Origin of the sequence: Acidocella sp. KAb 2-4 (assembly GCF_020567705.1) — a bacterium.
Classification (GTDB): domain Bacteria; phylum Pseudomonadota; class Alphaproteobacteria; order Acetobacterales; family Acetobacteraceae; genus Acidocella.
Genome location: NZ_JAJDJU010000015.1, coordinates 49,180 through 70,474 on the forward strand (window position 1 = coordinate 49,180; position 21,295 = coordinate 70,474).

The window sequence follows — 21,295 nt, forward strand, 5'->3', positions numbered from 1 at the left end:
GAATAATTAAGCGCCACCGCCGGTTGGGGCAGCACTTCGACGCTATTACTAAGGCAGAATATATCGGATGCAACAAGATGGATTGTCGAGAGGGACACTAGGGTTTAGGCATCGGTTGTATCTCGGTCCACTTGCCCTTCGCGCGTCAGACGCTGGCCATTCGCCATCTGCACATCCATGCTGTTTGCGATAAGCACTGCCAACGTCAGCTCCCCCGCTCCGAGGGCCTGCGATGGCAGCTCCACCGTGATCTCATACCCAAAAGTCCACTCTTCTCGTGTTGACGCGATATGCTTGCTCAGACAGGGAATGTCAGCATCCCATCCTTCTTGACAGTTGCCGACAAACCTAGTGAACGGCAGCTTAAGGGCGCAGTGGCGGTCGGTCTGGCCGACCAAGATGGCTCGGTTCCCGCCGCCCCAAATCCCATCACCTCCCCCGCTTCGCCGGCTCCGCCTCGGGCGTGGAAAAGCCCAGATACGCCAGCCCGTCGCGCATGTGTTTGGGCAGCGGGGCTTCGATGGACAAAAGCCCGCCTTCGGGGTGGGCGATGACGAGGCGGCGCGCGTGCAGGTGCAGTTGCTGCGCGAAATGTTCCGAAAAAATGCCGCCATAGACGGCGTCGCCCAGAATCGGCGTGCCGAGGGCGAGGCAATGCGCGCGCAGCTGGTGCATGCGCCCGGTATGCGGTTTCAGCTCCACCAGGCAGAATCTCTTGCCCGCGCGGTCGAGCACGCGATAATCGGTGATCGCCTTCTGCGCCTCTTTGTCTTTGCGGCTGGCGGGCTCGGCGCGCGAGGTGGTGCCGAGATCGATCCGTTTCAATGGCAGATCGATGCGGCCTTCCAACAGTTCCGGCACGCCCGCGAGCAGCGCCCAATAGGTTTTCTCCACATCCCGCCCGCGAAAGGCGGCGGTGAGGAATTTCGCCGCGCGCCCGCTACGGGCGATGATAAGCAGGCCCGAGGTGTCGCGGTCGATGCGGTGGACGAGTTTCGGGCGCTCCGGCGCGTCGCCCTGCAGCGCGTCCAACATGCCGTCGATATGCACGGTGATGCCGGAGCCGCCCTGCACGGCCAGCCCCGCGGGCTTGTTCAGCACCAGCAGCGAGGCGTCGCGGTACAGCACCATCGCCTCCAGCTCTTTCTGCCGCACCGGGTCCATTTTCACCACCTGGCGGGCGCGGGGTTTCTGCTCGGGCTCGATCTCGGGCGCGGTGAGCGTGTCGCCGGCGGTGAGCCGGGCATTGGCCTCGGCCCGCGCGCCGTTGAGCCGCACCTTGCCGGTGCGCAGCAGCTTTTGCAGCACGCCCTGGGTGAGGCCGGGGATTTCGCGGCGCAGGAATCGGTCGAGGCGCATCTCGGCCCCGGTTTCGTCGATGATGAACTCTTTCATGCCTTCTCTTCGCGCAGTTTGGCCCAATACGCCAATCGCTTGATAATCTCACGCTCGAAGCCGCGCTCCACCGGGCGGTAGAAATCCGGGCGGCCCATGCCCTCGGGGAAGTAATTGGCGCCGGAGAAGCCTTCATCGGTGTCGTGGTCGTATTCGTAGCCCTCGCCATAGCCGAGGGTTTTCATCAGCTTGGTGGGGGCGTTGAGGATGTTCATGGGCGGCATCAGCGAGCCGGTCTCGCGCGCCGCGCGGTTGGCCGCGCCCAGCGCCTTGTAGGCGGCGTTGGATTTGGGGGCGGTGGCGAGATACAGCACCGCCTGGGCGATGCACACCTCGCCCTCGGGCGAGCCGAGGCGCTCATAGGCCTCCCACGCCGCCAGGGCCTGGGGCAGGGCCTGCGGGTCGGCGAGGCCGATATCCTCGGCGGCGAAGCGGGTGACGCGCCGGGCGATGTAGCGCGGGTCCTCGCCGCCCGCGAGCATGCGCGCCAGCCAATAGAGCGCGGCGTCGGCATCCGAGCCGCGCATCGATTTATGCAACGCCGAGATCAGGTTGTAATGCTCCTCGCGGTCGCGGTCATAGAGCGCGGCGCGGCGCGCGAGCAGGCGGGCGAGGTCGTCCTCGTTCAGCGCGGCATCGGGCGGCAGGGCGAAGAGCTGCTCGGCCATGTTGAGCAAAGCGCGGCCATCGCCATCGGCCATGGCGCGCAGCGTGGCGCGGGCGGCGGCGGTGAGCGGCAGGCGGCGGGCCATCTCGGCCTCGGCGCGGGTGAGCAGCTGCTCCATCGCGTCGTCATCCAGCCGGCGCAGCACGAAGACCTGGCAGCGCGAGAGCAGCGCGCCGTTGAGCGCGAAGGACGGATTCTCGGTGGTGGCGCCGACCAGCACGATGGTCCCGGCCTCGACCACCGGCAGGAAGGCGTCCTGCTGGGCGCGGTTGAAGCGGTGGATCTCATCGACGAATAGCAGCGTGACATGCCCGGCGCGTTGCAGCTTCTGCGCGTCCTCAAACACTTTCTTGAGGTCCGCGACGCCGGAGAACACCGCCGAGATCTGGCGGAATTGCAGCCCGGCCTGCGCGGCCAGCAGCCGGGCGATGGTGGTCTTGCCCACGCCGGGCGGGCCCCAGAGGATGAGCGAGGCCAGCGAATGGCGCGCGAGCATGCCAGTGAGGCTGCCCTCGGGCCCGAGCAGATGCTCCTGGCCGACGATATCGGCCAGTGCCTTGGGCCGCAGCCGCTCGGCCAGCGGCTGGGCGGCGCTGGGCGGCGGGGGCGCCGGCTCGGGCGAGGCAAACAGATCATCGACGGGCATCGCGCCCTTCTACCCGCAACCCGGGCCCGCCGCCACTGGGGGATGAGACGATATGCAAATGCATCGCAGTTGCGTTGTGAGGCGCTTTCCGGCAAGGTTTTTTTCTGTAGAATGAGAACATACACATGCGGGGTGATCTGAAGTGAGCGATCTGATGACCGACCGGGCGCTTCTGGAAGTGGAAGCCATCCCGTTTTGGACCGGGCCGATCAAGATTTGGCCGCTGGAGGGCGGCACCACCAACCGCAATTACGGCGTGTTGCAGGCCGATGGCCAGCGCTTCGCCGTGCGGCTGGGGGAGGACAAACCCGAGCATGGGGTGATGCGCTTCAACGAGCAGGCAGCGGCGCGGGCTGCGGCGCGGGCTGGGATTTCACCCAAGATCTATTACACGGCGCCGGGGGTGATGGTGAGCCGGCTGCTGCCGGGGCGCAGCCTGAGCGCCGACGAGATGCACCGGCCCGAAAACCTGTTGCGCGTGGCCGCCTTGCTGCGCCGCTGCCACACCAGCATGGCGGCGTTTTTGCAGGGGCCGCTGCTGGCCTTCTGGGTGTTCCACATCAACCGCTCGTACATCGCCGGGCTGCACAAGATGGGCTCGCGCATCGCCGCGCGGCTTGACGCGCTGAACGAGACCAATGAGATGCTGGAGCGCCGCGCCGGCAAGGTGGATATCGTGTTCTGCCACAACGACCTGCTGGCCGGAAACGTGTTCGACGATGGCGCCCGGCTGTGGCTGCTGGACTGGGATTATGCCGGGTTCAACGCGCCGCTGTTCGATCTTGCCAATCTCTCCTCCAATAACGGCTTCATGCCGGGCGAGGATGAGGCGCTGCTCAACGCCTATTTTGGCCGGGCGGTGGAGCGGGGCGAATATGACTCGTTTGCCGCCTTCAAATGCGCCTCGCTGCTGCGCGAGGCGCTGTGGAACGCGACGTCGGAATTATCCTCCGGCCTGCCGGTGGATTATGCGCATGCCACGGATGAGTATCTCACCCGGCTGGAGATGGCGCTGACAACGCTGAATTGACCCCCCGGCCCGGCGCCCCCATATGAGTGATATGAAAAAAGATGAAGGTCCGGTGATCGACATGACGCCGGAAGGCGAGTTCGTTGACCAGCCGAAAACGGGGTTTGGCGTCTTCCTGATCCGGTTGGCGATTTTTGGCCTCGCCGTGGGGGCGGTGGCGCTGATGTTCTGGACCATGCTGCTGGCGCTGCCCATTTTGTTCGTGCTCGGCATCATCGGCTATTTCGCGATCAAGACGCGCCCACCCGGCCAGCGCCCGTTTTAACCGGCTAAAACAAAACCGCCCGGCTTTGGGGGCGGGCGGCGTTGGTTGCGGTGGTTGCCGGGTTCAGGCCGCGGCGGCGGAGCTGGCGCTGAACAACGCCTTAGCCCGTTCCGTAAGGCGCGCGCGGGTCTCGGCGGGTAGCTGGCGGGCGGATTTGGCGCGCGGATACTCCATCTCGACGACCGGGGCGGCCGCTTCGGCGCGCTCTGCCCAGTTGTCGAAGTTCATGCGTTCCACATTATCCACGAAGGTCTCGGCCGGGGTGTTTTCGGCGAAGATCAGCGCGTGGCTGGCCAGCTCGATATGGTAATAGGTGAAGATGGACGGAACCTCGGTTTCGCGCAGGATCGACACGCCATTCACCAGCGCCCCGGCCTGCACCAGCACGCCATCGACGAACAGCGCGTGGTCGGGCGAAACCAGCAGGTCGCGCGCGGGCACACCGTCGGCCAGGGCATTGGCCTTGACACGGATCGGGTAGACGCGCAGCGGGTCGGCGAACAGCGCCACCTTGGTCTGGCGGCCAAGCCACAGCACCGGGGCGCTGCCGCCATCGGCCAGGGTGACCAGATCTCCGGCCTTCAGCGTTTCTACCGCGACCTCGCCGGAGGGGGTGGAGATCAGCGTGCCAGGCATGAAGCAGATGGTGAGCGTGCCGGTGGATGAGGTGTTGATGGAGTGGCCGCCGGGGGACGGAGGGCCGCCATTGCTGAGCACATAATATGTCGTGCCGACCTCGATGACGTAGTAGCTGTCGGGACCCGAGGTAAAATCCCCGATATATGCAACATTGCCTGAGGCGCCAGAGACGGCGCCGGTTGCGGTGAGACCCGAGACGTCGCTGGTGCTGGGCGTCAGAGTGACGGTCCCGTTGCTGTCGGTCAGCGTCTCGTTGCTGTTGCGGCCAGTGCCGACTGGCCCGCCGACGGTGATTTTGCCCGTGTTGGGATCATAAGTGGCATTGTAGGTGTGACTGAACGTAATCGATGCTGATGCCATTTCCGCTCATCCATTCCGCAACAGAATTGTATCTATATCGAAATTGTCGCCGCGGTTGGTGTGCCGTAAATCTTTACCACCCGAGCGTCCATTAACGCGCGCTTACTAATTTCGAGTTTTACGGTGTGTTTAAAAAAAGCGATAGCGAATCAGAAACGAATCCAGGAGTCGGAAAGGTAAACTTTTTGTGATTTATCAACTGTTTGTGAGTATTTTAATGAGAGTTGTTTGCAAAATTCTGGCGCGTATTTGCTATGAAAATCTCGAATTCAACTTTTTGTGACCGTTAATGAGATGGCGGTCATGGCCTGCGTTTCTGAATTTTAACGGATCATTCCGGGCTCAGGTCAGTACGGGCTCGAGATCGACATTCACCCGCAGAAAATGCCGCCCGCCGCCCAGGATGATGCCGCGCAGGGGGGAAACATCGTTGAAATCGCGCCCCCAGGCGAGGGTGACATGTTCATCCGCCACCACCAGGTTGTTCGTGGGGTCGAAATCGACCCAGCCAACCGCCTCGCCCAGCCACGCCGAAACCCAGGCGTGGGACTGGTCGGCGCCGCGCCGTTTTTCCTGCCCTGGCGGCGGCGAGGTGCGCAGATAGCCCGAGACATAGCGCCCCGGCAGGCCGAGCGCGCGCAGGCAGGCGAGCATGAGATGCGCGTAATCCTGGCACACCCCGGCACGGGTGGTGAGCACATGCGCGGCGGTTGTGCAGTTATTGGTCACGCCGGGGCGGTAGCTCATCTCGTTGAAGATGCGCTGGTTCAGCTCCAGCAGCGCGGCGAGCACCGGGCGCCCGGGCAGGAAGGAAACGGCGGCGTAATCGGCGAGTTCGCCATTTGGCTTGGCCAGCGGGCTGGGCAGGCAGAACTCGGCCACATCGGGGTCGGTGATGCCGCGCGCGGCGACGGCCTCCCAGCGCGGGGTGGCCTCGGGCGCGGGCGGGGCGGGCTGGGCGACCTCCACCGTGGCGCTGAGGGCGACGCGGAATTCCTTGTGCGCGCCGGTGAGCGAGACGGTGGTGGTGGGGTTGCCGAAATGGTCGGTCTCGTCGCGCCGGTTGTCAGGGGCGGGCGAGATCGCCAGCGCCGCCTCGCGCACCACCTGGCCGGGCCGGGCGCGGGGCAGCAGGTGCAGGAAATGCGTGCCGAGAACAACCGGTTCGGCGTAGTCGTAGGCGGTGGCGTGGTGCAGGCGGTAGAGGGTCACTGCGCGGCTTCCAGGATCTCTTCGTCCTCCAGCGTATGTGCCTCGGGCAGCAGGGTGAAGAAGCGCCGCTGCACGCGGTCGGAAAGCTGGCGGAGCTTTGCCCCGGCCTGGGTCAGCGGGGCGCGCAGCCCGGCGGCGGTGCCGGCGAGGTTGGCGATGTCCTGCTGCAACTGGCGGGCGGATTCGGCGTCGTCCTCGGCGCCGAGGCGCGTGAGGCAGCCGCGCAGCGCGGCGCATTGATAGGCGAAGGCGCGCGGGTTGGAGATATCGGCCAGCAGCATGGCCAGCACCGGGCCGGGGGCGAGGATGCCGGCATGGCGCAGATCATAGCTGAGCACCGAATCGGCCAGTTCGATGGCCAGCCCGAGGCCCGGCTCCAGCCGCTCGGGCGGGGCGTCGAGCAGGATGGCGAGCGATTCCGCCATGGTCTCGGCGCGCTCCAGCCGGCGGCCCATCTCCAGGAACAGCCAGCCGCCATCGCGCGACATGTTTTCGGCGGCGATGCCGGCGAAGGTGGCGCAGAAGGCGAGCATGGTCGGCAGCGCGCTTTCCTGGTGCGGCTGGGCCTCGGCGGCGTGGTTGAGGGCGAAGCGCACCGTCGCCAGCATCGAGGGAGAGAGCCGCTCGGAGGAGGCATTGACCAACCGCCCGACCTCGCGCAGCAGCCCCGCGAGGGGCCGCCGCCGGGCCAGGGTCTGGCGCAATAGCCGGCCGGAGATGGCGCCGCCCGCGAGCTCCGCCGGGAGCAGCCCGGCCTGCGCCAGGCAGCGCGAGAGCAGCGCGCACTCGGCGATATCGCGCGGCAGCGAGGTGCCGGATTCGAGCCGGGGCAGCGCCAGCATCAGCAGGCGGCAGGCGGCCTCCAGCCGCTCCACCGAGCGGCCGAGCCAGAACAGATTATCGGCCAGGCGCGAGGGCAGATGCGCCGCGGCGAGGAATGTGACGCGCGCGGGCGGTTCGGCCGGAAGCGGGCCCGCGGTGTAGAGGTCTTCCTCCTCGTCCAGCACCCAGACATCCTTGAGCCCGAGGGCGGGCGCGCTCTCGCCGGCGGCGGTCATCGGCAGGCCGAGCCCGCCGGGCAGCACGATCCAGGTGGTGCCGTCATTCCAGGCGAACAGGCGCAGGCAGAGCGGGGCAGCGGTGTAACCTTGCCCGGTGCAGAACGGCGCCTTGGAGGCTTCGGCGGCGGTGGCCTCGGCGGCGCGGGGCAGTAGCGGCGCCTCGCCCAGCAGGATGGGGCAAAGTTGGTCGATATAGGGGCGCAGGCTGGCGGCCTCGACCAGGGCCGTGCCGGGGGCGTTGAGCAGGCTGAGCACCCCCGCGCGCACCGCGCCGAACGCGCCGGGAATGCCAAGGCCGGGGCGTCCGCCTTGTTCCAGTGGGTCGAGGTCGATGCCCGAGATGCCGCGGATGAGCGTGGCGACATGCAGCAGCCCGCTCAGCGTTTTCATGTGCAGGGCGCCGTTGCGGGCCGCGAGGTCGCCGGGCTCGATCAGCAGCAGGCCGAGGGCGCGGGCGAGCAGGGCTTCGTCCACCATGTCCTGCTCGGCGCCGCCATTGGCTCCGGCCGAGAGCACCGCCACCAGCCCGCCCTCGGCGCCGCGGTGCAGATGGTCGACCAGCATCTCGCGCGCTGGGCGTAGCGAGCGCAGCCCGCCAGCGCGGAACAGCTCGGGCAGGGTGCTGGCGGCGAGGCGGCGCAGGCTGAGCGCGTGGCCCAGGCCGGGGATCACCCCGGTATGGTCACGCAACAGGTGGAATTGCCCGTTTGGCCCGCGGATCAGGTCGGCGGCGTAAAAGCTCAGCCTTGGGCCGGGCAGGGGGCCGCCCGTGTGCATGGCGCGCAGAAAATGCGGCTCGCCCAGCACCAGGGCCGGGGGCAGATGGCCCTGGCGCAGCAGGGTTTGCGGCCCGTAAAGGTCTTCGAGCGCGGTGCTGAGCATGCGCGCGCGCTGGCCGACCGCGGCCTCCAGCGCCGCGAATTCGCGCGCGGTGAGCACCGAGGGCAGCGGGTCGTACATTGATTTCGGCGTGGTGCCGAAGGGCGCGGCCAGCCCCATTTGCCGGTTTAGCGCGGCGGCGCGCCGCTCCAGCTCCGCCGGCCCGATCTCGCGCACCGCCGTCATCACCGGCCCCCAGGGGGTGCGGATGCGGCCATGGCGATCAATCAACTCATCGCAGGCGGATAATCCTTCCGGCAGTCCTTGCATTTTTTCGGCTTAACAGACTGTCACGCGGGTGCCTACCACGAAAACTTCACGCTGCGGGGGTGGGGTGGTCCGGCATTTGCATGGTTTTGGGCATGATCAGGGAAGGGGCTTGCGGGGGCACGGGTTTTGGAGGCAGCTTGAAGCGGCGAATGACGGATAGGCGCCACATCATGGTTAAAGCGCGATGAAAATATCGGCGTTGCATCCGCTTATGGCGCGGATTTCGGCAAATCATGGCCTTGGCGAGGCCCGCCGCGCGCCGGCCCCTGATCATCGGTTTTGTTTCCTGGAGGCGCTGGCGTGAACGATATTTTCCGTAAGCTTTGGCCTGACTATGAGTCCGGGCGGTATTTTTGCGAATTGACCTCTGCGCGCCCCGAGGCCGGGCCGGTCCCGCGGCTGCTGGCCGAGCGGCTGGAGCGGATCGGGCTGGACGCGCTGCGCGCCCGGGCATCGGCGGCGGAGACGGATCTGATCGATCTCGGCGTCACCTTCACCGTTTATTCCGACGCCACGGCGATCGACCGCATCTTGCCGTTCGACTGCATTCCGCGCGTCATCACCGCGCGCGAATGGGATTTGCTGGAGCGCGCCTGCAAGCAGCGCGTGGCGGCGCTGAACGCCTTCCTGGGCGACATCTACGGCGCCGGGAAGGTGGTGAAGGACGGCGTGATTCCCGGCGAGCTGGTCTATGGCAATGCCAATTACCGGCCTGAGATGCGGGATTTCCCGGTGCCGCACGGCACTTATGTGCATGTCTGCGGCATCGACATCATCCGCGACGAGCACGGCGAGTTCCGCGTTTTGGAGGATAATGCGCGCACGCCCTCGGGTGTCTCCTACGTGATCGAGAACCGTCATCTGATGCTGCGCACTTTTCCCGATCTGATGGCCGGGATCAGGCTAAAGCCGGTGGATGATTACGGGCGGCGGCTGCGCGCGGCGATGAGCGAGGTGGCGCCGGGCGCGCAGGATGACCCCAATGTCGTGCTGCTCAGCCCCGGCATCTACAACTCCGCCTATTTCGAGCATGTGTTCCTGGCGCGCGAGATGGGCGTGCCGCTGGTGGTGGGCGCCGATCTCGTGGTGGAGGATGAGCGCGTCTATATGCGCACCACCGCCGGGCTGCGGCGCGTGCACACGATTTACCGCCGGCTGAACGACGATTTTCTCGACCCGTTGGTGTTCCGCCCGGATTCGATGCTCGGCGTGCCCGGTCTGATCGGCGCCTGGAAGGCGGGGCATGTGGCGATCGCCAACGCGGTGGGCACCGGGGTGGCCGATGACAAGGCGGTGTATGCCTACATGCCGCGCATCATCAAATATTATCTCGGCGAGGAGCCACTGATCCGCAATGTCGATACCCATATTTGCCGCGAGGCGGAGGGGCTGCGCTACACGCTCGACAATCTCGACAAGCTGGTGACCAAGCCGGTGGGCGAGTCGGGCGGTTATGGCATCACCATCGGGCCGCGCGCCAGCAAGGAGGAGCTGGAGGCGTCGCGCGCCGCCATCCTCGCCAACCCGGATAACTGGATCAGCCAGCCGGTGATCGGGCTTTCGGTGGCGCCGACGCTGGCGGAGGAGGGCATCGGCCCGCGCCATCTCGACCTGCGCCCCTTCATCATCACCGGCAAGGAGAGCTGGGTGCTACCCGGCGGGCTGACCCGCGTGGCGATGAAGCGCGGCAGCCTGATCGTCAATTCGTCACAGGGCGGCGGCTCCAAGGATACGTGGGTGCTGGCCGAGACATTCGCCCAAGGAGGTGCGGCATGAGCCAGTTGCGTGACCCCGGATTGCTGGCCCGTGACGCCGAGGGGGTGTTCTGGATGGCCCGCTACCTGGAGCGGGTGGAAAATCTCGCCCGGCTGATCGACGTGACGCAGAGTTTCGAGAGCCCCGGCGAGGAAACCGCCGCCTGGTGGGGGCTGATCCGCATCAACGCCGATGAGCAGAACTTCCTCGAACGCGGCTTTTCCGCCGATGCCGCGCATATCAAGCGCTTTTATCTGCTCGACCGGGGCAACAAGACCTCGATCCCCTCGTCGGTGGAGGATGCGCGCACCAATGCGCGCACGCTGCGCCCGCTGATGAGCACTGAGATGTGGCGGCAGATCAACATGTTCCAGCGCTTCGTGGCGCGCATCACGCCCGAGGATCTGGAGGGCGACGCGCTCTCGCGCCTGTGCACGCGCATCAAGGAAGGAGTGCAGGCGCATACCGGCATCACCCGCGGCACCATGTATCGCGACCAGGGCTGGTATTTCTATGAGCTCGGGCGGCTGATCGAGCGCGCCGACCAGACCACGCGCATGCTCGACATCAAATACACCGCGCTGCTGCCCAAGGGCGCGGAGGAAAAGCGCGTGGCGGAACTGACGCAGTGGAACGCGATCCTGCGCGCCGCCGCCGGGTATCATGCCTTCAAGCGGCTGGCGCGGGCCGCGTTTTCGCCCGAGGATGTGGTGCATTTCCTGCTGCGCGATCCGTCCAGCCCGCGCTCGGTGCTGCTTTGCGTGCGCCGGGCCGAGGCGCATCTCGACGATCTGCGCCGGTTTTACGGGCTGGCCGCCGCCAGCGAGGCGATCGAGCTGGCCGAGATCCTGCGTGAATTGCTGCTGGAAAAGCCGCTCAGCCATATTCTCGCCACCGGCTTGCACGAATATCTGGATCTCGTACAAATCCACTTGCAGAAACTCGCCGCCGCCATCGGCCGCGCCTTCTTCCGGGACTGGCGACCCGGATTTGAGGCACCGGGGGAGGCGGCACTCCAGGAATCGGCTTGATCGACTTTAACCATCTGAAGTCCCGCCTCGCGCATTTGCCTTATGGCTTCTGGCCGGGGGTGGTGTTTGTGTTCGCGCTGGTGCCGCGCTTGGCGGGGCTGGCAGCGCGGCCATTCTGGCTGGATGAAGTGTTCACCCTGCAGCGCGCATCGCTGCCGCCGCCCGCGCTGGTGCTGGACTCGTTCGAGAACCACCACATGCCCAGCTTCTTTCTGATGCTGCGGCCCTTTGTCGCGCTCGGGCATCCGGAGTTTTGGTTGCGCCTGCCCTCGGCCGTGTTTGGCGCGGTGGCGGTGGCGCTGGTGTTCCTCATCGCCCGGCGCATTGGCGGCTGGCTCGCGGGCGCGCTCGCGGCGCTGATCATCGGGCTCTCGCCAATGGCGTTGGCATTCAGCCAGGAGGCGCGGTCCTACACGCTGGAGATGTGCCTGATCCTGTTCGCGCTCTACGGGCTGGTGCGGCTGGCGTTGGACCTGCCCGCCGCGGCGCGGCCGATATTGGCGCGCGAGAGCCGGGCGGGGTGGCTGTTTTTCATCGGCGGCACCGTGGCGGCGCTCGACACGCTGGGCGACGCGCTGCCCTGGCTGCTCGCCGCCAATATGGTGTTTTTCTGCCTGCTGTTTTTCGCGCCCGCGCCGCGCGCCTTGGCGTGGAACCTGGCTAAGGCCGATTTCATCATCGCCCTATGCAGCGCGCCGCTTTATCTGCTGATGGCGCATTTTCAGAGCAGCTCGCCCGCGGATGCGCTGATGTGGATCCCGCCGCTCAACCTGTCGCGCTTCTGGTACAGCCTGGGCTCGGTCTATTTCATGCATGTGGCGGATTGGGTGACGTTCCACTTCATGCGCGTGCCCACGCCGGGACTTTTGCTGTGGCTGATCGACGCCGCGCTGGTCGCCGCGCTCGCCGCCGCCACCTGGCGGTTGCGCCGCCGCCCGGCAATGCTGGCCGTGCTCGGCATCTCGCTGATCTTCCTGCCGGGGCTGTTCGCGCTGGTGTCGCTGTGGCGGCCGATCTTCCTGCCACGCTATCTGCTGTGGAGCGCGGCTCCCTTCGCCATCCTGACCGGCATCGGCGCAGCCGCGCTGCTGGAGCATGTGGGGCCGCCGGCGCGGCGTGTGGCGGTGGTGCTGGGGGCGCTGCTGCTGGTGATGAACATGCTGCCCTATTATGCGGCGGAGACGAAACCGCGCTGGGATATCGCGGCGCAGATGCTGGCGCAGGAGGTGGCGCCGGGCGATGTCGTGTATCTGGCCGATCTGGGCGCGTTGCCGATCCTGCGCGTTTACTTGCCGCAGAGCGCTCAGTCTGTGGTGCTGAATGACGCCAATGGCGACCTCGCCCACGCCCAGGCGGCGCTGAGCCAGGGGCACCGGGTATGGACCATCTGCGGCCATGCCGGGCAGAGCGCCGACCATGTGGACGTGAAGGCCTTCATGGCCAAGAATCAGGTGCTCGGCACACCTAGTCTGGTGCAGACGGCGGGAAGGCGCATTTACATCGCGCTGTATACGCCGGACAACGCCACCGCCGCCGCTCCGGTTTGCGCGGGCACGGCAGCGGCTGGCGCCGCGCCATCGGGCTGCAACTAACGCGGGGTCAGGCGCTCACCAAATCCGGGGCGGCGAGCTTGGCCGGGCGGTAGCTGGGGATGGGGTTGGCGGCGGCCAGCTTGTCCCAGTTGCGCAGGATCAGGTCGATCTTCAGGAACACGGTGTTGAGGTCGAGGAACTCGCGCGCCAGCCGCGCCTGGGCGGCGAGGTTGCGGTGCGAGGGCTCGCCGGCCAGCAGCCGCGCCCCGGCGGAGACGCGCAACGCCCCCATCTGCCCCTCGCCAGCGGGCTGAGCCAGCGGCACGGGCTGGCCGATATGGCAGATGCGCGCCGCCACCCAGCTTTCACCGGGCAGCAGCGGGGAGAGATCGGTGTTCAGCCACACATAAACCTGCCGGGCTTCGGCCGGGGTGACGCAGCGGGCCGGCGCGTGCGGGGCGCGCAGGCTGAAGGTGAAGATCGTGGGCAGGCGCTCCCACGTCTCGTCCGCTTCGGTGCGGGAGAGTGGCGGGGAGTCGAGCAAGGTGAGAGCCGGCTGGGCGGCGATGGCGGCGCGCACCGTCTCGCCGAAGCTGCGCAAAATCTCGGCGCGGCGGGCGGGCGGCACGCGCAGCAGGGCCTTGGCCTCGGCCAGGGCGGCGTGCCAGCGTAGCGACAGCCCGTAATTCCCGCCCGCATGCAGGGCTTTGGCGGCTTTGGCGTCGGCGGGGAATTCGTCGCGGCCAAAATAGGCGTCCAGCCCCGCGGGCAGGGTGCCGGCGCGCAGCCGCGCGGTGTAGCTGGCGGGCAGCAGCGCCGCCCCGGCGAAGGGCGGACCGGTGAAGAATTTGGAGCCGGTGACCAGCACCACGGCGTCCAGCGCCAGATAGGCGCGCACCGAGGCGGGGGAGAGCCGCGCCTGGCAGGCATCGACCACGATGTCGAAATGCGGGCCGTGGCTCTGGCGCAGCTTGGCGAGGAAGGCGGGGGTGGGGGCGAGCAGCCCGGTCTTGGAGAGGTCCAGCCCGTGCAGGATGACGCGCTGGCCCACGGCGATGCCCGCCGCCAGCGTGGCCTCGATCTCGGCCTCGACCTCGGCCTGCGGGCGTACCGCGCCGGAGGGTTGGCGCAGCATGATGTTGGCGAGCGCGGTGTCGGGGCGGAAGCCTTCGATCGGCGCCTCGAAGGTGACATCATGCCCGCGCGCGGTGTCCACCGCGAAATGCAGCCCGCGCGCCGCCATCGGCACGCCGCGCCCGGTTTCCTCGGGCGCGATGAGGATGTTGAGGATCGGCTTGTCGCTGCCCGCGAGATGGGTGAGCGCCAGCGCCAGCAGCTCGGTGTCGGTGCCCGAGGCGGCGAGGATGATGCGCTCATCGGCCCCCAGCCCGAACGTGCTGGCGATGCCCCGGCGCGCGGCGGCGATGGCGTGGCGGATGGCCTGATGCGGCGGCACCCCGCGCAGCAGGGCGGCGGTGATGCGCAGGCGCATCTTATCCGCCGCGATATAGCCGCGCTCTGAGGAGGAGGACGCCGTGGACGAGGCGAAGGTGATGGCCCAGGGGCGCGGGCGGTGCGAGCAGCCATAGCCGTTGAGCGCCGTCTTCGGGTCGCGCGCCAGGCGGATATCGCCGCCCGTTTCCATCAGCGCCTCGGCGGTGCCGAGATGCGGCCAAGCCTGGAGCAGCAGCCCCGCCTCGGCGGCGGAGAGCGAGAATTCGCGGGTCAGGTAATCGGAACCGGGCGGGATTTCAGCCGCCATCGGCGCCACCCAGCCGGGCAGGGCGGCACGGTCTTCCGGCGCCAGCGTCTCGGCCTCGGCCAGAATGTATTGCGCGGCGGCGCGGGCGGCCCCGGCGCGGGCGAGCGCCGGCGGCACCCCCTTGGCGGCGAGGGATTCGGCCTCCAGAATCAGGCGCAGATGCAGCCCGACCAGCCCCTGGGGAACGGCGGGAGGTGTGGCTTTCAGGCCACGGAAAGCGGCGAATTCAGGCGCGCGGCGAAAACTGTCGGCAAGGAGCTGCCGCTCAAGGTCACGCAAAGTCGCAGAGGTCATGTCAGCTCCGGCGGAAAAGCGAGAATTCTTTATCGCAAATCCCGCCCTGGCGCAAAGTTTCATCTCCCGGGCCTGGGGAGAATGGCGCGCGGGCACGCGGGCTGGCCGCGATTGCGGGGTTGCAGGAGAGGTTTTTTGCTTTTTGGGCCTCTGCTTTGCCAAAAAGGAGGTTAACATTTTCTCTGGCTCGTATATTGACGCGCCCGGGCGGGGCTTTGGCGGTCTGCCCGCGCCGCCGGCCGACCCGGCGGGCACCACGGAGCGGAGTTATCAAATTGGCGACGATGTATACCGAGACGGTGCAGTCCGTCCGGCACTGGACTGACCGGCTGTTCAGCTTCACGGCCACGCGCAACCCCGGTTTCCGCTTCATCAGCGGGCAATTCACGATGATCGGGCTGACCGTCAACGGCAAGCCGCTGCTGCGCGCCTATTCGATGTGCAGCGCGCATCACGAGGATCATCTGGAATTCTTCTCGATCAAGGTGCCGGACGGGCCGCTGACCTCGCATCTGCAGAAGATCCAGCCAGGCGACTCGCTGCTCGTGGGCGGCAAGCCGACCGGCACGCTGATCCAGCAAAACCTGCTGCCGGGCAAGACGCTGTATCTGCTCGGCACCGGCACCGGGCTGGCGCCGTTCATCAGCATCGTGAAAGACCCCGAGACCTACGACCTCTACGACCATGTGGTGCTGGCGCATGGCTGCCGCCATATTGCCGAGCTGGGCTATGGCGAGATGGTCGTCAACAACCTGCTGAACGACGAGTTCTTCGGCGAGGTGGCGCGCGAGAAGCTGCTCTATTACCCGACCGTGACGCGCGAGCCATTCCGCCATAATGGCCGGCTGACGGCGCTGTTCGAGGCCGGGAAGCTGGAGGCCGATCTTGGCCTGACACCGCTGAACAAGGAGACCGACCGCGTGATGCTCTGCGGCAGCCCGCAGATGCTCGAAGACCTGCAAACGCTGCTGGATTCGCGCGGCTTCACCGAGGGTAGCCATCACGGCCGCGGTGAATATGTGATTGAAAAGGCGTTCGTCGAGAAATAACGCCGCCAGCAAGGCGCGGTTCCGGCTTGCGGCGCGGGCCGGAACCGTGGTGCAGTCCAGCATGGTCAAGCTGGACAAAATTTATACCCGTGGCGGTGATGAGGGCGAAACCTCGCTCGGCGATGGCGCGCGGGTGCCGAAATCCTCATTGCGCGTCGCCGCCCTGGGCGAAGTGGACGAAGCCAACGCCGCCATCGGCATCGCCCGCCTGCATGTCGCGGTGGCCGAGGATGATCTGCTCGCCAGGGTGCAGAACGATTTGTTCGACCTCGGCGCCGATCTGTGCGTGCCGATCAAGGAGGGCGACGCCGCGCTGCGCATGGCGCAGGCGCAGGTGGAGTGGCTCGAAGCCCGCATCGACCAATTAAACGCCGAGCTACCGCCGCTCACCTCCTTCGTGCTGCCAGGCGGCACGCCGGGGGCGGCGCATCTGCATTTTGCCCGCGCCGTGGTGCGCCGGGCCGAGCGCGCGGTGGTGCATCTGCTCGAAGCCCCGGATGAGCGCGTGAACCGGCTGGTGCTGGTCTATCTCAACAGGCTGTCTGATTTGCTGTTCGTGCTGGCGCGCGTGGCCGGTGGCGCGGCGGATGAGCGCGCCTGGCAGCCGGCCAGGCACCGCGATGGCTGACACCGCCCCGCTGGCGTGCGGCGCGTGGCGGGTGGCCACGGCCTTCGCGGCGCAAGCGGGCTCGTCGGCGTCGCATAATTTCTTCGCGGTTTATACGGGAGATAGTTTCGGCGCGCCCGAGCGCGGGGTGGTCGGGGTGATGGCCCGCGCCCATGCCGAGCTTCCGCACGGCGCCACCGGCGCGCGCGACGCCGCGCAGCTCGCCGTGCATGAATTCGCCGAAGGGTATTTCGGCGCGCGGCGCACGCTCTCGGCCCGGCGCGCGGCGGCCCGCGCCCTGGCGGCGCTCAACCGCTGGCTCTCGGGGCAGATGCGCGGCGATGTGTCGCGGCATTTGGCGCCGGTGTCGCTCTCGGCGGTGCTGCTGGAGCGGCGGCGTATCGGGCTGATGCAGATCGGCACCTGCCAGATCTACCGGCTGCGCGGGCGGGTGCTGTTGCCGCTGATGCGCCCGCAGGGGCGGCTGAGCCCCACGCTGCCTGCCCGCGCCCTGGGGCTGAATGACGACCTCACCGTGGAGCATATCGAGGTGCAGGCCGAGCCGGGGGATATGTATCTGCTGCTCGGCGGGGTGGAGGCGGCGGGGCCAGAGGCGCTCTATACCGTCTACACCGTGCTGGCCAAGCTGATGGCCCAGCGCGCCGGGGAGGATGACGCCGCCCTGGCTGATGCCGCACTGGCTGCGCTCGCCCCGTTGCCGGGGGCGGACAAGGCGGTGCTCAGCCTGCGCGTTATGGCCGTCCCCGATGAAGATCGCGGCGAAGCGCTGGCCGATCTGCCGCTGCGCCCGCCGCCGCATGAGGGCGATGTGTGGGATGATTTCATCATCGGGCGCACGCTGTTCCGCGGCCGCTACACCATCCTCAAGGAAGCCTATGACACCATCGGCGAGCGTGAGGTGGCGCTGAAGATTCCGCTGCCCGCGATGCTGCAGGACGAAGTGTTCGCCGCCGGCTTCATGCGCGAGGCCTGGATCGGCACCGCCGTGCGCGGCAACAACGTGGTGCGCTATCTCGACGTGCCGCCCGAGCGGCGGACCTCGCTGTATCTGGTGATGCCGCTGTATCGCGGCGAGACGCTGGAGAAGCGGCTCAACCGCCCGCCGCCGGTGGAGTTGCCCGAGGGGATGGGCATCGCGCTGAAGCTGTGCGAGGCGGTGCAGGATCTGGCCGCGATCCAGATCATCCACCGCGACCTCAAGCCCGAGAACGTGATGCTGCTGGAGGGCGGGGAGCTGCGGCTGCTTGATCTCGGCATGGCCTATCTGCCGGGCATCGACGCCGAGGAGGCGGTGAAGCCCGGCGGCACCATCCGCTACATGGCGCCCGAGTTGCTGCAACACGCCCCAGCCAGTGGCCGCACCGAGGTTTACGCGCTAGGGGTGACGATCTACCGCATGTTCTCCGGCGGGCCGTTTCCGTTCGGGCAGCCGGAGAGGCTGCCGTTGGCGCGGCTGCGGCCCGATCTGCCGCGCTGGCTGGGGCTGGTGCTGCAACGCGCGCTCTCGCCCCGGCCCGAGGACCGCTATGCCGATGCCGGGGCGCTCGCCCGCGCGCTGCGCGACGGGCTGGCGCATGGCGAGGAGGGGATTCAGAAACGCCGCTGGCGCGTGCCGAATGGCGAGGTTTATCTCTGGCGGGCGCTGGCGCTGCTGTTGGGCGCCGGGTTTGTTTATCTGCTGGCGCGCGGTTCCCGATGATCCGCATTCTGTACATGAGCGATCTGCATCTGGAGATGGAGCGCTGGCAGCTCTCGGTGCCGGGCTGGCGCGATTTCATGGCCCGCCACCGCGCCCCTGGCAAACACCCGTTGCGCGGGCCGTTGCTTACCGGCCTGCCCGAGGCCGACCTCGTGGTGATGGCGGGGGATATCCATACCGGCCTGCGCGCGGTGGTCTATGCCGAGCAGGTGGCGGATTATCTCGGCCTGCCGGTGGTGCTGGTGGCGGGGAATCATGAGTTCTATCATCAGCAGATCCAGCTCGTGCAGCCGGCGCTATTCTCCGCCGCCGAGCGCAGCGGCGGCAAGGTGCGGTATCTGGAAAACAGCGTCGCCAGCTTCGAGCTGCCGGGCGGGCGGCTGCATGTGCTGGGCTGCACGCTGTGGACCGATTTCACCCTGCATGGCGACCCCGGCGCGGCGATGGAATTCGCCTCCGCGCATATGAACGATTTCCGGCTGATTTACCGCATGACCACGCGCTTCACGCCCGAAAACGCGCGCGCCCGGCATGAGCGCTCGCGCGCCTGGCTGCATATCACCCTGGCCCGGCTGCGCGCCGAGGACCCGGCGGCGCGTATCGTCGTGGTCACGCATCACGCGCCGGGGGCGGCGTTTCTGGGGCGGCGCAAGGGCGGCATCGCGCCGGCCTATGCCTCGGAATTGCTGCCTGAATTCCAGCAGGCCGCGCCCGATGCCTGGATTCACGGGCATACGCATTTCCGCCATGAGAGCCAGTTTGGCGCGGTGCGGGTGGTCTCGGCCCCGCGCGGCTATGTCTCCCACGAGGGCGCGCGGGCGCTGGACTTCCGCCCGGGGCTGTTGGAACTGTGAAAAACAGGTGCTTGCGGCGCGCCTGAGGTTGAGCGCGGACCGCTGGGCGCTGTATCACCGGGCGCAACCGCAAGTTCAGGAATGCCCGCCCCGATGTCCCAGCCCAAAGCCCAGTATGTGCTGACGCTCTCCTGCCAAAACCGCCCCGGCATCGTCGCCGCCGTCTCCACCTATCTGTTCCGGCATGGTGCTGACATTCGCGAGGCGCAGCAATTCGACGACGCGGAAACCGGCAAATTCTTCGCGCGAATCGCGTTTGATTTGCTGGGCGGGGCGGAGCCTGGCGCGCTGCGCGAGGGCTTCGCCGCCATCGCCACGGAATTCGGCATGGGCTGGAGGATTTCGGATCATGCCGCGCCGCGCCGCGTGTTGCTGATGGTTTCGAAATTCGACCATTGCCTCGCGGATCTTTTGTATCGCTGGCGGATCGGGGAACTGGCGATGACGCCCACCGCGATCGTCTCCAACCATGGCATCGAGGCTTATGCGGGACTCGATTTCTCCGGGGTGCCGTTTCATCATCTGCCCATCACCAAGGACACCAAGATGGAGCAGGAGGCGCAGATCTGGGGGCTGGTGAAGCAGACGCAATCCGACCTCGTGGTGCTGGCGCGCTACATGCAAGTGCTCTCCGACGCGCTGGCGCAGAAACTCTCAGGGCGCTGCATCAACATTCATCATTCCTTCCTGCCCGGCTTCAAGGGGGCGAAGCCGTATCACCAGGCGCATGGGCGGGGCGTGAAGCTAATCGGCGCCACCGCGCATTATGTCACCTCGGATCTCGACGAGGGGCCGATCATCGAGCAGGATGTGGAGCGCATTTCCCATGCCGACACGCCCGATGATTTGGTCCGCAAGGGGCGCGACATCGAGCGACGGGTGCTGGCGCGGGCCGTGCGCTACCATCTGGAGGACCGGGTGATCCTGAACGGCACCAAAACGGTGGTGTTTGCCAGCTAGGCGCGGCGGGGCTATGCCCCCGCCAGTCAGAACGCGCCCCGCGCGGGGCGGAGTCACGGAGATGCACGCATGACCCAGATCATCGACGGCAAGGCCTATGCCGCCAAGCTGCGCGCCGCCATCGCGGCGGAAGTTGCCACCCTTGCGTTCAAGCCTGGCCTCGCCGTGGTGCTGGTGGGTGATGATCCGGCGTCGAAAGTCTATGTCGCCAACAAGGCGCGGCAGACGGTGGAGGTGGGGATGCGCAGCTTCGAGCATCGTCTGCCCGCCGAGACCACGCAGGAGGCGCTGCTCGCCTTGGTGCGCCAGCTCAATGCCGACCCGGCGGTGCATGGCATTCTGGTGCAGTTGCCGCTGCCTAAGCATCTCAACGCCGAGGCGGTGATTGCCGCGATCTCGCCGGAGAAGGATGTGGACGGGCTGACCGTGATGAATGCCGGGCGGCTGGCCTCGGGCGCCGAGGGGCTGGTGCCCTGCACGCCGCTGGGCTGCCTGTTGCTGCTGCAAGACAATATTCCCGACATGACCGGGCTGCATGCGGTGGTCGTCGGGCGCTCCAATCTGGTGGGCAAGCCGGTGGCGCAACTGTTGCTGCAACAGAATTGCACCGTGACCATGGCCCATTCCAAGACACGCGACCTGCCGGGGCTGTGCCGCACCGCCGATATTCTGGTGGCGGCGGTGGGGCGGCCGGAGATGGTGAAGGGCGATTGGATCAAGCCGGGCGCCGTGGTCATCGATGTCGGCATCAACCGGGTGCCGGCGGGCGAGGGCAAGAGCCGGCTGGTGGGCGACGTGGCCTTTGCGGAAGCGGCGAGCGTGGCGGGCAAGATTACCCCCGTGCCGGGCGGCGTGGGGCCGATGACCATCGCCTGCCTGCTGCGCAACACGCTGACCGCCGCCAAGCGGCTGCACGCCGGGCGCTGACCACTCGCGCCCCTTGTGGCGCTTGATTTGTAAGCAGGGTTGGCCTTTTCTAACGTAGCGCCACGCAGAGGGCGCTGGCGGAGGAGAGGCGATGGCGGAAAGCGCGCGGGAGAAGGCCGCACCGGGCAAGGCTCGGGTGATCAAGGCGCCGTTGCCGCAAGCCCTGGCCGAGGCCGGGCTGCCCGCCTTCAACACCGGTAGCAGTGCCGCCGCGGTTTCCGATCTGACGCTGGAGCAGGCGATCGGCGTGCAGGTGCGCCAGTTGCGCCGCCGCGTGGGCATCACCGTCTCCGAACTGGCGGCTTCGGCCGGGCTGTCGGGCGGCATGTTGTCGAAAATCGAGAATGGGCAGATCTCGCCCTCGCTATCATCGCTACAGG

At 67.3% G+C, this 21,295-nt stretch carries 19 protein-coding genes; 12 read left to right on the forward strand and 7 right to left on the reverse strand.

Annotated elements, in window-relative coordinates; genetic code table 11:
- Positions 1 to 104: 104 nt before the first annotated feature.
- From LI953_RS10890 to LI953_RS10900, 3 genes are read right to left on the reverse strand one after another with little or no spacing between them, the layout of a single operon-like run.
- A complete protein-coding gene (locus tag LI953_RS10890) occupies positions 105 to 398 on the reverse strand; it encodes a hypothetical protein (protein ID WP_227076105.1) in 294 nt (97 codons plus the stop codon).
- A gap of 31 nt (positions 399 to 429) precedes the next feature.
- Positions 430 to 1,395, reverse strand: a complete 966-nt coding sequence (locus LI953_RS10895; protein ID WP_227076106.1) for an RluA family pseudouridine synthase — start codon at positions 1,393 to 1,395, stop codon at positions 430 to 432.
- On the reverse strand, positions 1,392 to 2,708 hold the full coding sequence (locus LI953_RS10900; RefSeq protein ID WP_227076107.1) for a replication-associated recombination protein A: 1,317 nt from the start codon (positions 2,706 to 2,708) through the stop codon (positions 1,392 to 1,394). The genes LI953_RS10895 and LI953_RS10900 overlap by 4 nt, the downstream gene beginning before the upstream one ends.
- A gap of 142 nt (positions 2,709 to 2,850) precedes the next feature.
- Between LI953_RS10900 and LI953_RS10905 the strand changes: the two genes are divergently transcribed.
- Together LI953_RS10905 and LI953_RS10910 are read left to right on the forward strand one after the other, a co-directional pair.
- On the forward strand, positions 2,851 to 3,738 hold the full coding sequence (locus tag LI953_RS10905) for a phosphotransferase (RefSeq protein WP_227076108.1): 888 nt from the start codon (positions 2,851 to 2,853) through the stop codon (positions 3,736 to 3,738).
- Between the two features lie 31 nt (positions 3,739 to 3,769).
- The gene (locus LI953_RS10910; RefSeq protein ID WP_227076109.1) at positions 3,770 to 4,003 is read left to right on the forward strand and encodes a hypothetical protein; all 234 of its coding nucleotides are present in this window, start codon (positions 3,770 to 3,772) and stop codon (positions 4,001 to 4,003) included.
- Between the two features lie 63 nt (positions 4,004 to 4,066).
- On the opposite strand, the gene LI953_RS10915 is transcribed toward LI953_RS10910, so the two are convergent.
- The 3 genes from LI953_RS10915 to LI953_RS10925 all read right to left on the reverse strand — a co-directional run bounded on the left by LI953_RS10915 (position 4,067) and on the right by LI953_RS10925 (position 8,424).
- Positions 4,067 to 5,002, reverse strand: a complete 936-nt coding sequence (locus LI953_RS10915) for a Hint domain-containing protein (protein WP_227076110.1) — start codon at positions 5,000 to 5,002, stop codon at positions 4,067 to 4,069.
- 342 nt (positions 5,003 to 5,344) lie between these two features.
- The gene (locus LI953_RS10920) at positions 5,345 to 6,214 is read right to left on the reverse strand and encodes a transglutaminase family protein (protein WP_227076111.1); all 870 of its coding nucleotides are present in this window, start codon (positions 6,212 to 6,214) and stop codon (positions 5,345 to 5,347) included.
- Positions 6,211 to 8,424, reverse strand: coding sequence for a circularly permuted type 2 ATP-grasp protein (locus tag LI953_RS10925; RefSeq protein WP_227076112.1), 2,214 nt, complete (start codon positions 8,422 to 8,424; stop codon positions 6,211 to 6,213). Before LI953_RS10925 ends, LI953_RS10920 begins: the two co-directional genes overlap by 4 nt.
- Positions 8,425 to 8,724: 300 nt before the next feature.
- On the opposite strand from LI953_RS10925, the gene LI953_RS10930 reads away from it, so the two are divergent.
- From LI953_RS10930 to LI953_RS10940, 3 genes are read left to right on the forward strand one after another with little or no spacing between them, the layout of a single operon-like run.
- Complete coding sequence (locus LI953_RS10930; protein ID WP_370635793.1) at positions 8,725 to 10,200, forward strand: circularly permuted type 2 ATP-grasp protein; 1,476 nt, start codon at positions 8,725 to 8,727, stop codon at positions 10,198 to 10,200.
- On the forward strand, positions 10,197 to 11,210 hold the full coding sequence (locus LI953_RS10935) for an alpha-E domain-containing protein (protein ID WP_227076114.1): 1,014 nt from the start codon (positions 10,197 to 10,199) through the stop codon (positions 11,208 to 11,210). Before LI953_RS10930 ends, LI953_RS10935 begins: the two co-directional genes overlap by 4 nt.
- Complete coding sequence (locus LI953_RS10940) at positions 11,207 to 12,802, forward strand: glycosyltransferase family 39 protein (protein WP_227076115.1); 1,596 nt, start codon at positions 11,207 to 11,209, stop codon at positions 12,800 to 12,802. The genes LI953_RS10935 and LI953_RS10940 overlap by 4 nt, the downstream gene beginning before the upstream one ends.
- 7 nt (positions 12,803 to 12,809) lie before the next feature.
- On the opposite strand, the gene LI953_RS10945 is transcribed toward LI953_RS10940, so the two are convergent.
- Positions 12,810 to 14,798, reverse strand: coding sequence for a hypothetical protein (locus LI953_RS10945; protein ID WP_227076116.1), 1,989 nt, complete (start codon positions 14,796 to 14,798; stop codon positions 12,810 to 12,812).
- A 275-nt stretch (positions 14,799 to 15,073) separates the two neighbouring features.
- On the opposite strand from LI953_RS10945, the gene LI953_RS10950 reads away from it, so the two are divergent.
- From LI953_RS10950 to LI953_RS10980, 7 genes are all read left to right on the forward strand, one after another.
- Positions 15,074 to 15,847, forward strand: coding sequence for a ferredoxin--NADP reductase (locus tag LI953_RS10950; protein WP_227076117.1), 774 nt, complete (start codon positions 15,074 to 15,076; stop codon positions 15,845 to 15,847).
- Positions 15,848 to 15,908: 61 nt separating this feature from the next.
- Complete coding sequence (locus tag LI953_RS10955; RefSeq protein WP_227076118.1) at positions 15,909 to 16,475, forward strand: cob(I)yrinic acid a,c-diamide adenosyltransferase; 567 nt, start codon at positions 15,909 to 15,911, stop codon at positions 16,473 to 16,475.
- A complete protein-coding gene (locus tag LI953_RS10960; RefSeq protein WP_227076119.1) occupies positions 16,468 to 18,174 on the forward strand; it encodes a bifunctional protein-serine/threonine kinase/phosphatase in 1,707 nt (568 codons plus the stop codon). The genes LI953_RS10955 and LI953_RS10960 overlap by 8 nt, the downstream gene beginning before the upstream one ends.
- Complete coding sequence (locus LI953_RS10965) at positions 18,171 to 19,028, forward strand: metallophosphoesterase (protein ID WP_227076120.1); 858 nt, start codon at positions 18,171 to 18,173, stop codon at positions 19,026 to 19,028. Before LI953_RS10960 ends, LI953_RS10965 begins: the two co-directional genes overlap by 4 nt.
- A 93-nt stretch (positions 19,029 to 19,121) precedes the next feature.
- On the forward strand, positions 19,122 to 19,988 hold the full coding sequence (purU, locus tag LI953_RS10970; protein ID WP_227076121.1) for a formyltetrahydrofolate deformylase: 867 nt from the start codon (positions 19,122 to 19,124) through the stop codon (positions 19,986 to 19,988).
- Positions 19,989 to 20,057: 69 nt separating this feature from the next.
- A complete protein-coding gene (folD, locus tag LI953_RS10975) occupies positions 20,058 to 20,915 on the forward strand; it encodes a bifunctional methylenetetrahydrofolate dehydrogenase/methenyltetrahydrofolate cyclohydrolase FolD (protein WP_227076122.1) in 858 nt (285 codons plus the stop codon).
- A 91-nt stretch (positions 20,916 to 21,006) separates the two neighbouring features.
- Positions 21,007 to 21,295: helix-turn-helix domain-containing protein (locus LI953_RS10980; protein WP_227076123.1), on the forward strand; the 289-nt coding region annotated here is incomplete at its 3' end.

Bases quoted from the DNA above. Each gene is read 5' to 3' on its own strand.
- LI953_RS10915 (WP_227076110.1), bottom strand. From the start codon at position 5,002: ATGGCATCAGCATCGATTACGTTCAGTCACACCTACAATGCCACTTAT.
- LI953_RS10900 (WP_227076107.1), bottom strand. From the start codon at position 2,708: ATGCCCGTCGATGATCTGTTTGCCTCGCCCGAGCCGGCGCCCCCGCCG.
- LI953_RS10910 (WP_227076109.1), top strand. From the start codon at position 3,770: ATGAAAAAAGATGAAGGTCCGGTGATCGACATGACGCCGGAAGGCGAG.
- purU (WP_227076121.1), top strand. From the start codon at position 19,122: ATGTCCCAGCCCAAAGCCCAGTATGTGCTGACGCTCTCCTGCCAAAAC.
- LI953_RS10935 (WP_227076114.1), top strand. From the start codon at position 10,197: ATGAGCCAGTTGCGTGACCCCGGATTGCTGGCCCGTGACGCCGAGGGG.
- LI953_RS10965 (WP_227076120.1), top strand. From the start codon at position 18,171: ATGATCCGCATTCTGTACATGAGCGATCTGCATCTGGAGATGGAGCGC.
- LI953_RS10960 (WP_227076119.1), top strand. From the start codon at position 16,468: ATGGCTGACACCGCCCCGCTGGCGTGCGGCGCGTGGCGGGTGGCCACG.
- folD (WP_227076122.1), top strand. From the start codon at position 20,058: ATGACCCAGATCATCGACGGCAAGGCCTATGCCGCCAAGCTGCGCGCC.
- LI953_RS10955 (WP_227076118.1), top strand. From the start codon at position 15,909: ATGGTCAAGCTGGACAAAATTTATACCCGTGGCGGTGATGAGGGCGAA.
- LI953_RS10945 (WP_227076116.1), bottom strand. From the start codon at position 14,798: ATGACCTCTGCGACTTTGCGTGACCTTGAGCGGCAGCTCCTTGCCGAC.
- LI953_RS10895 (WP_227076106.1), bottom strand. From the start codon at position 1,395: ATGAAAGAGTTCATCATCGACGAAACCGGGGCCGAGATGCGCCTCGAC.
- LI953_RS10925 (WP_227076112.1), bottom strand. From the start codon at position 8,424: ATGCAAGGACTGCCGGAAGGATTATCCGCCTGCGATGAGTTGATTGAT.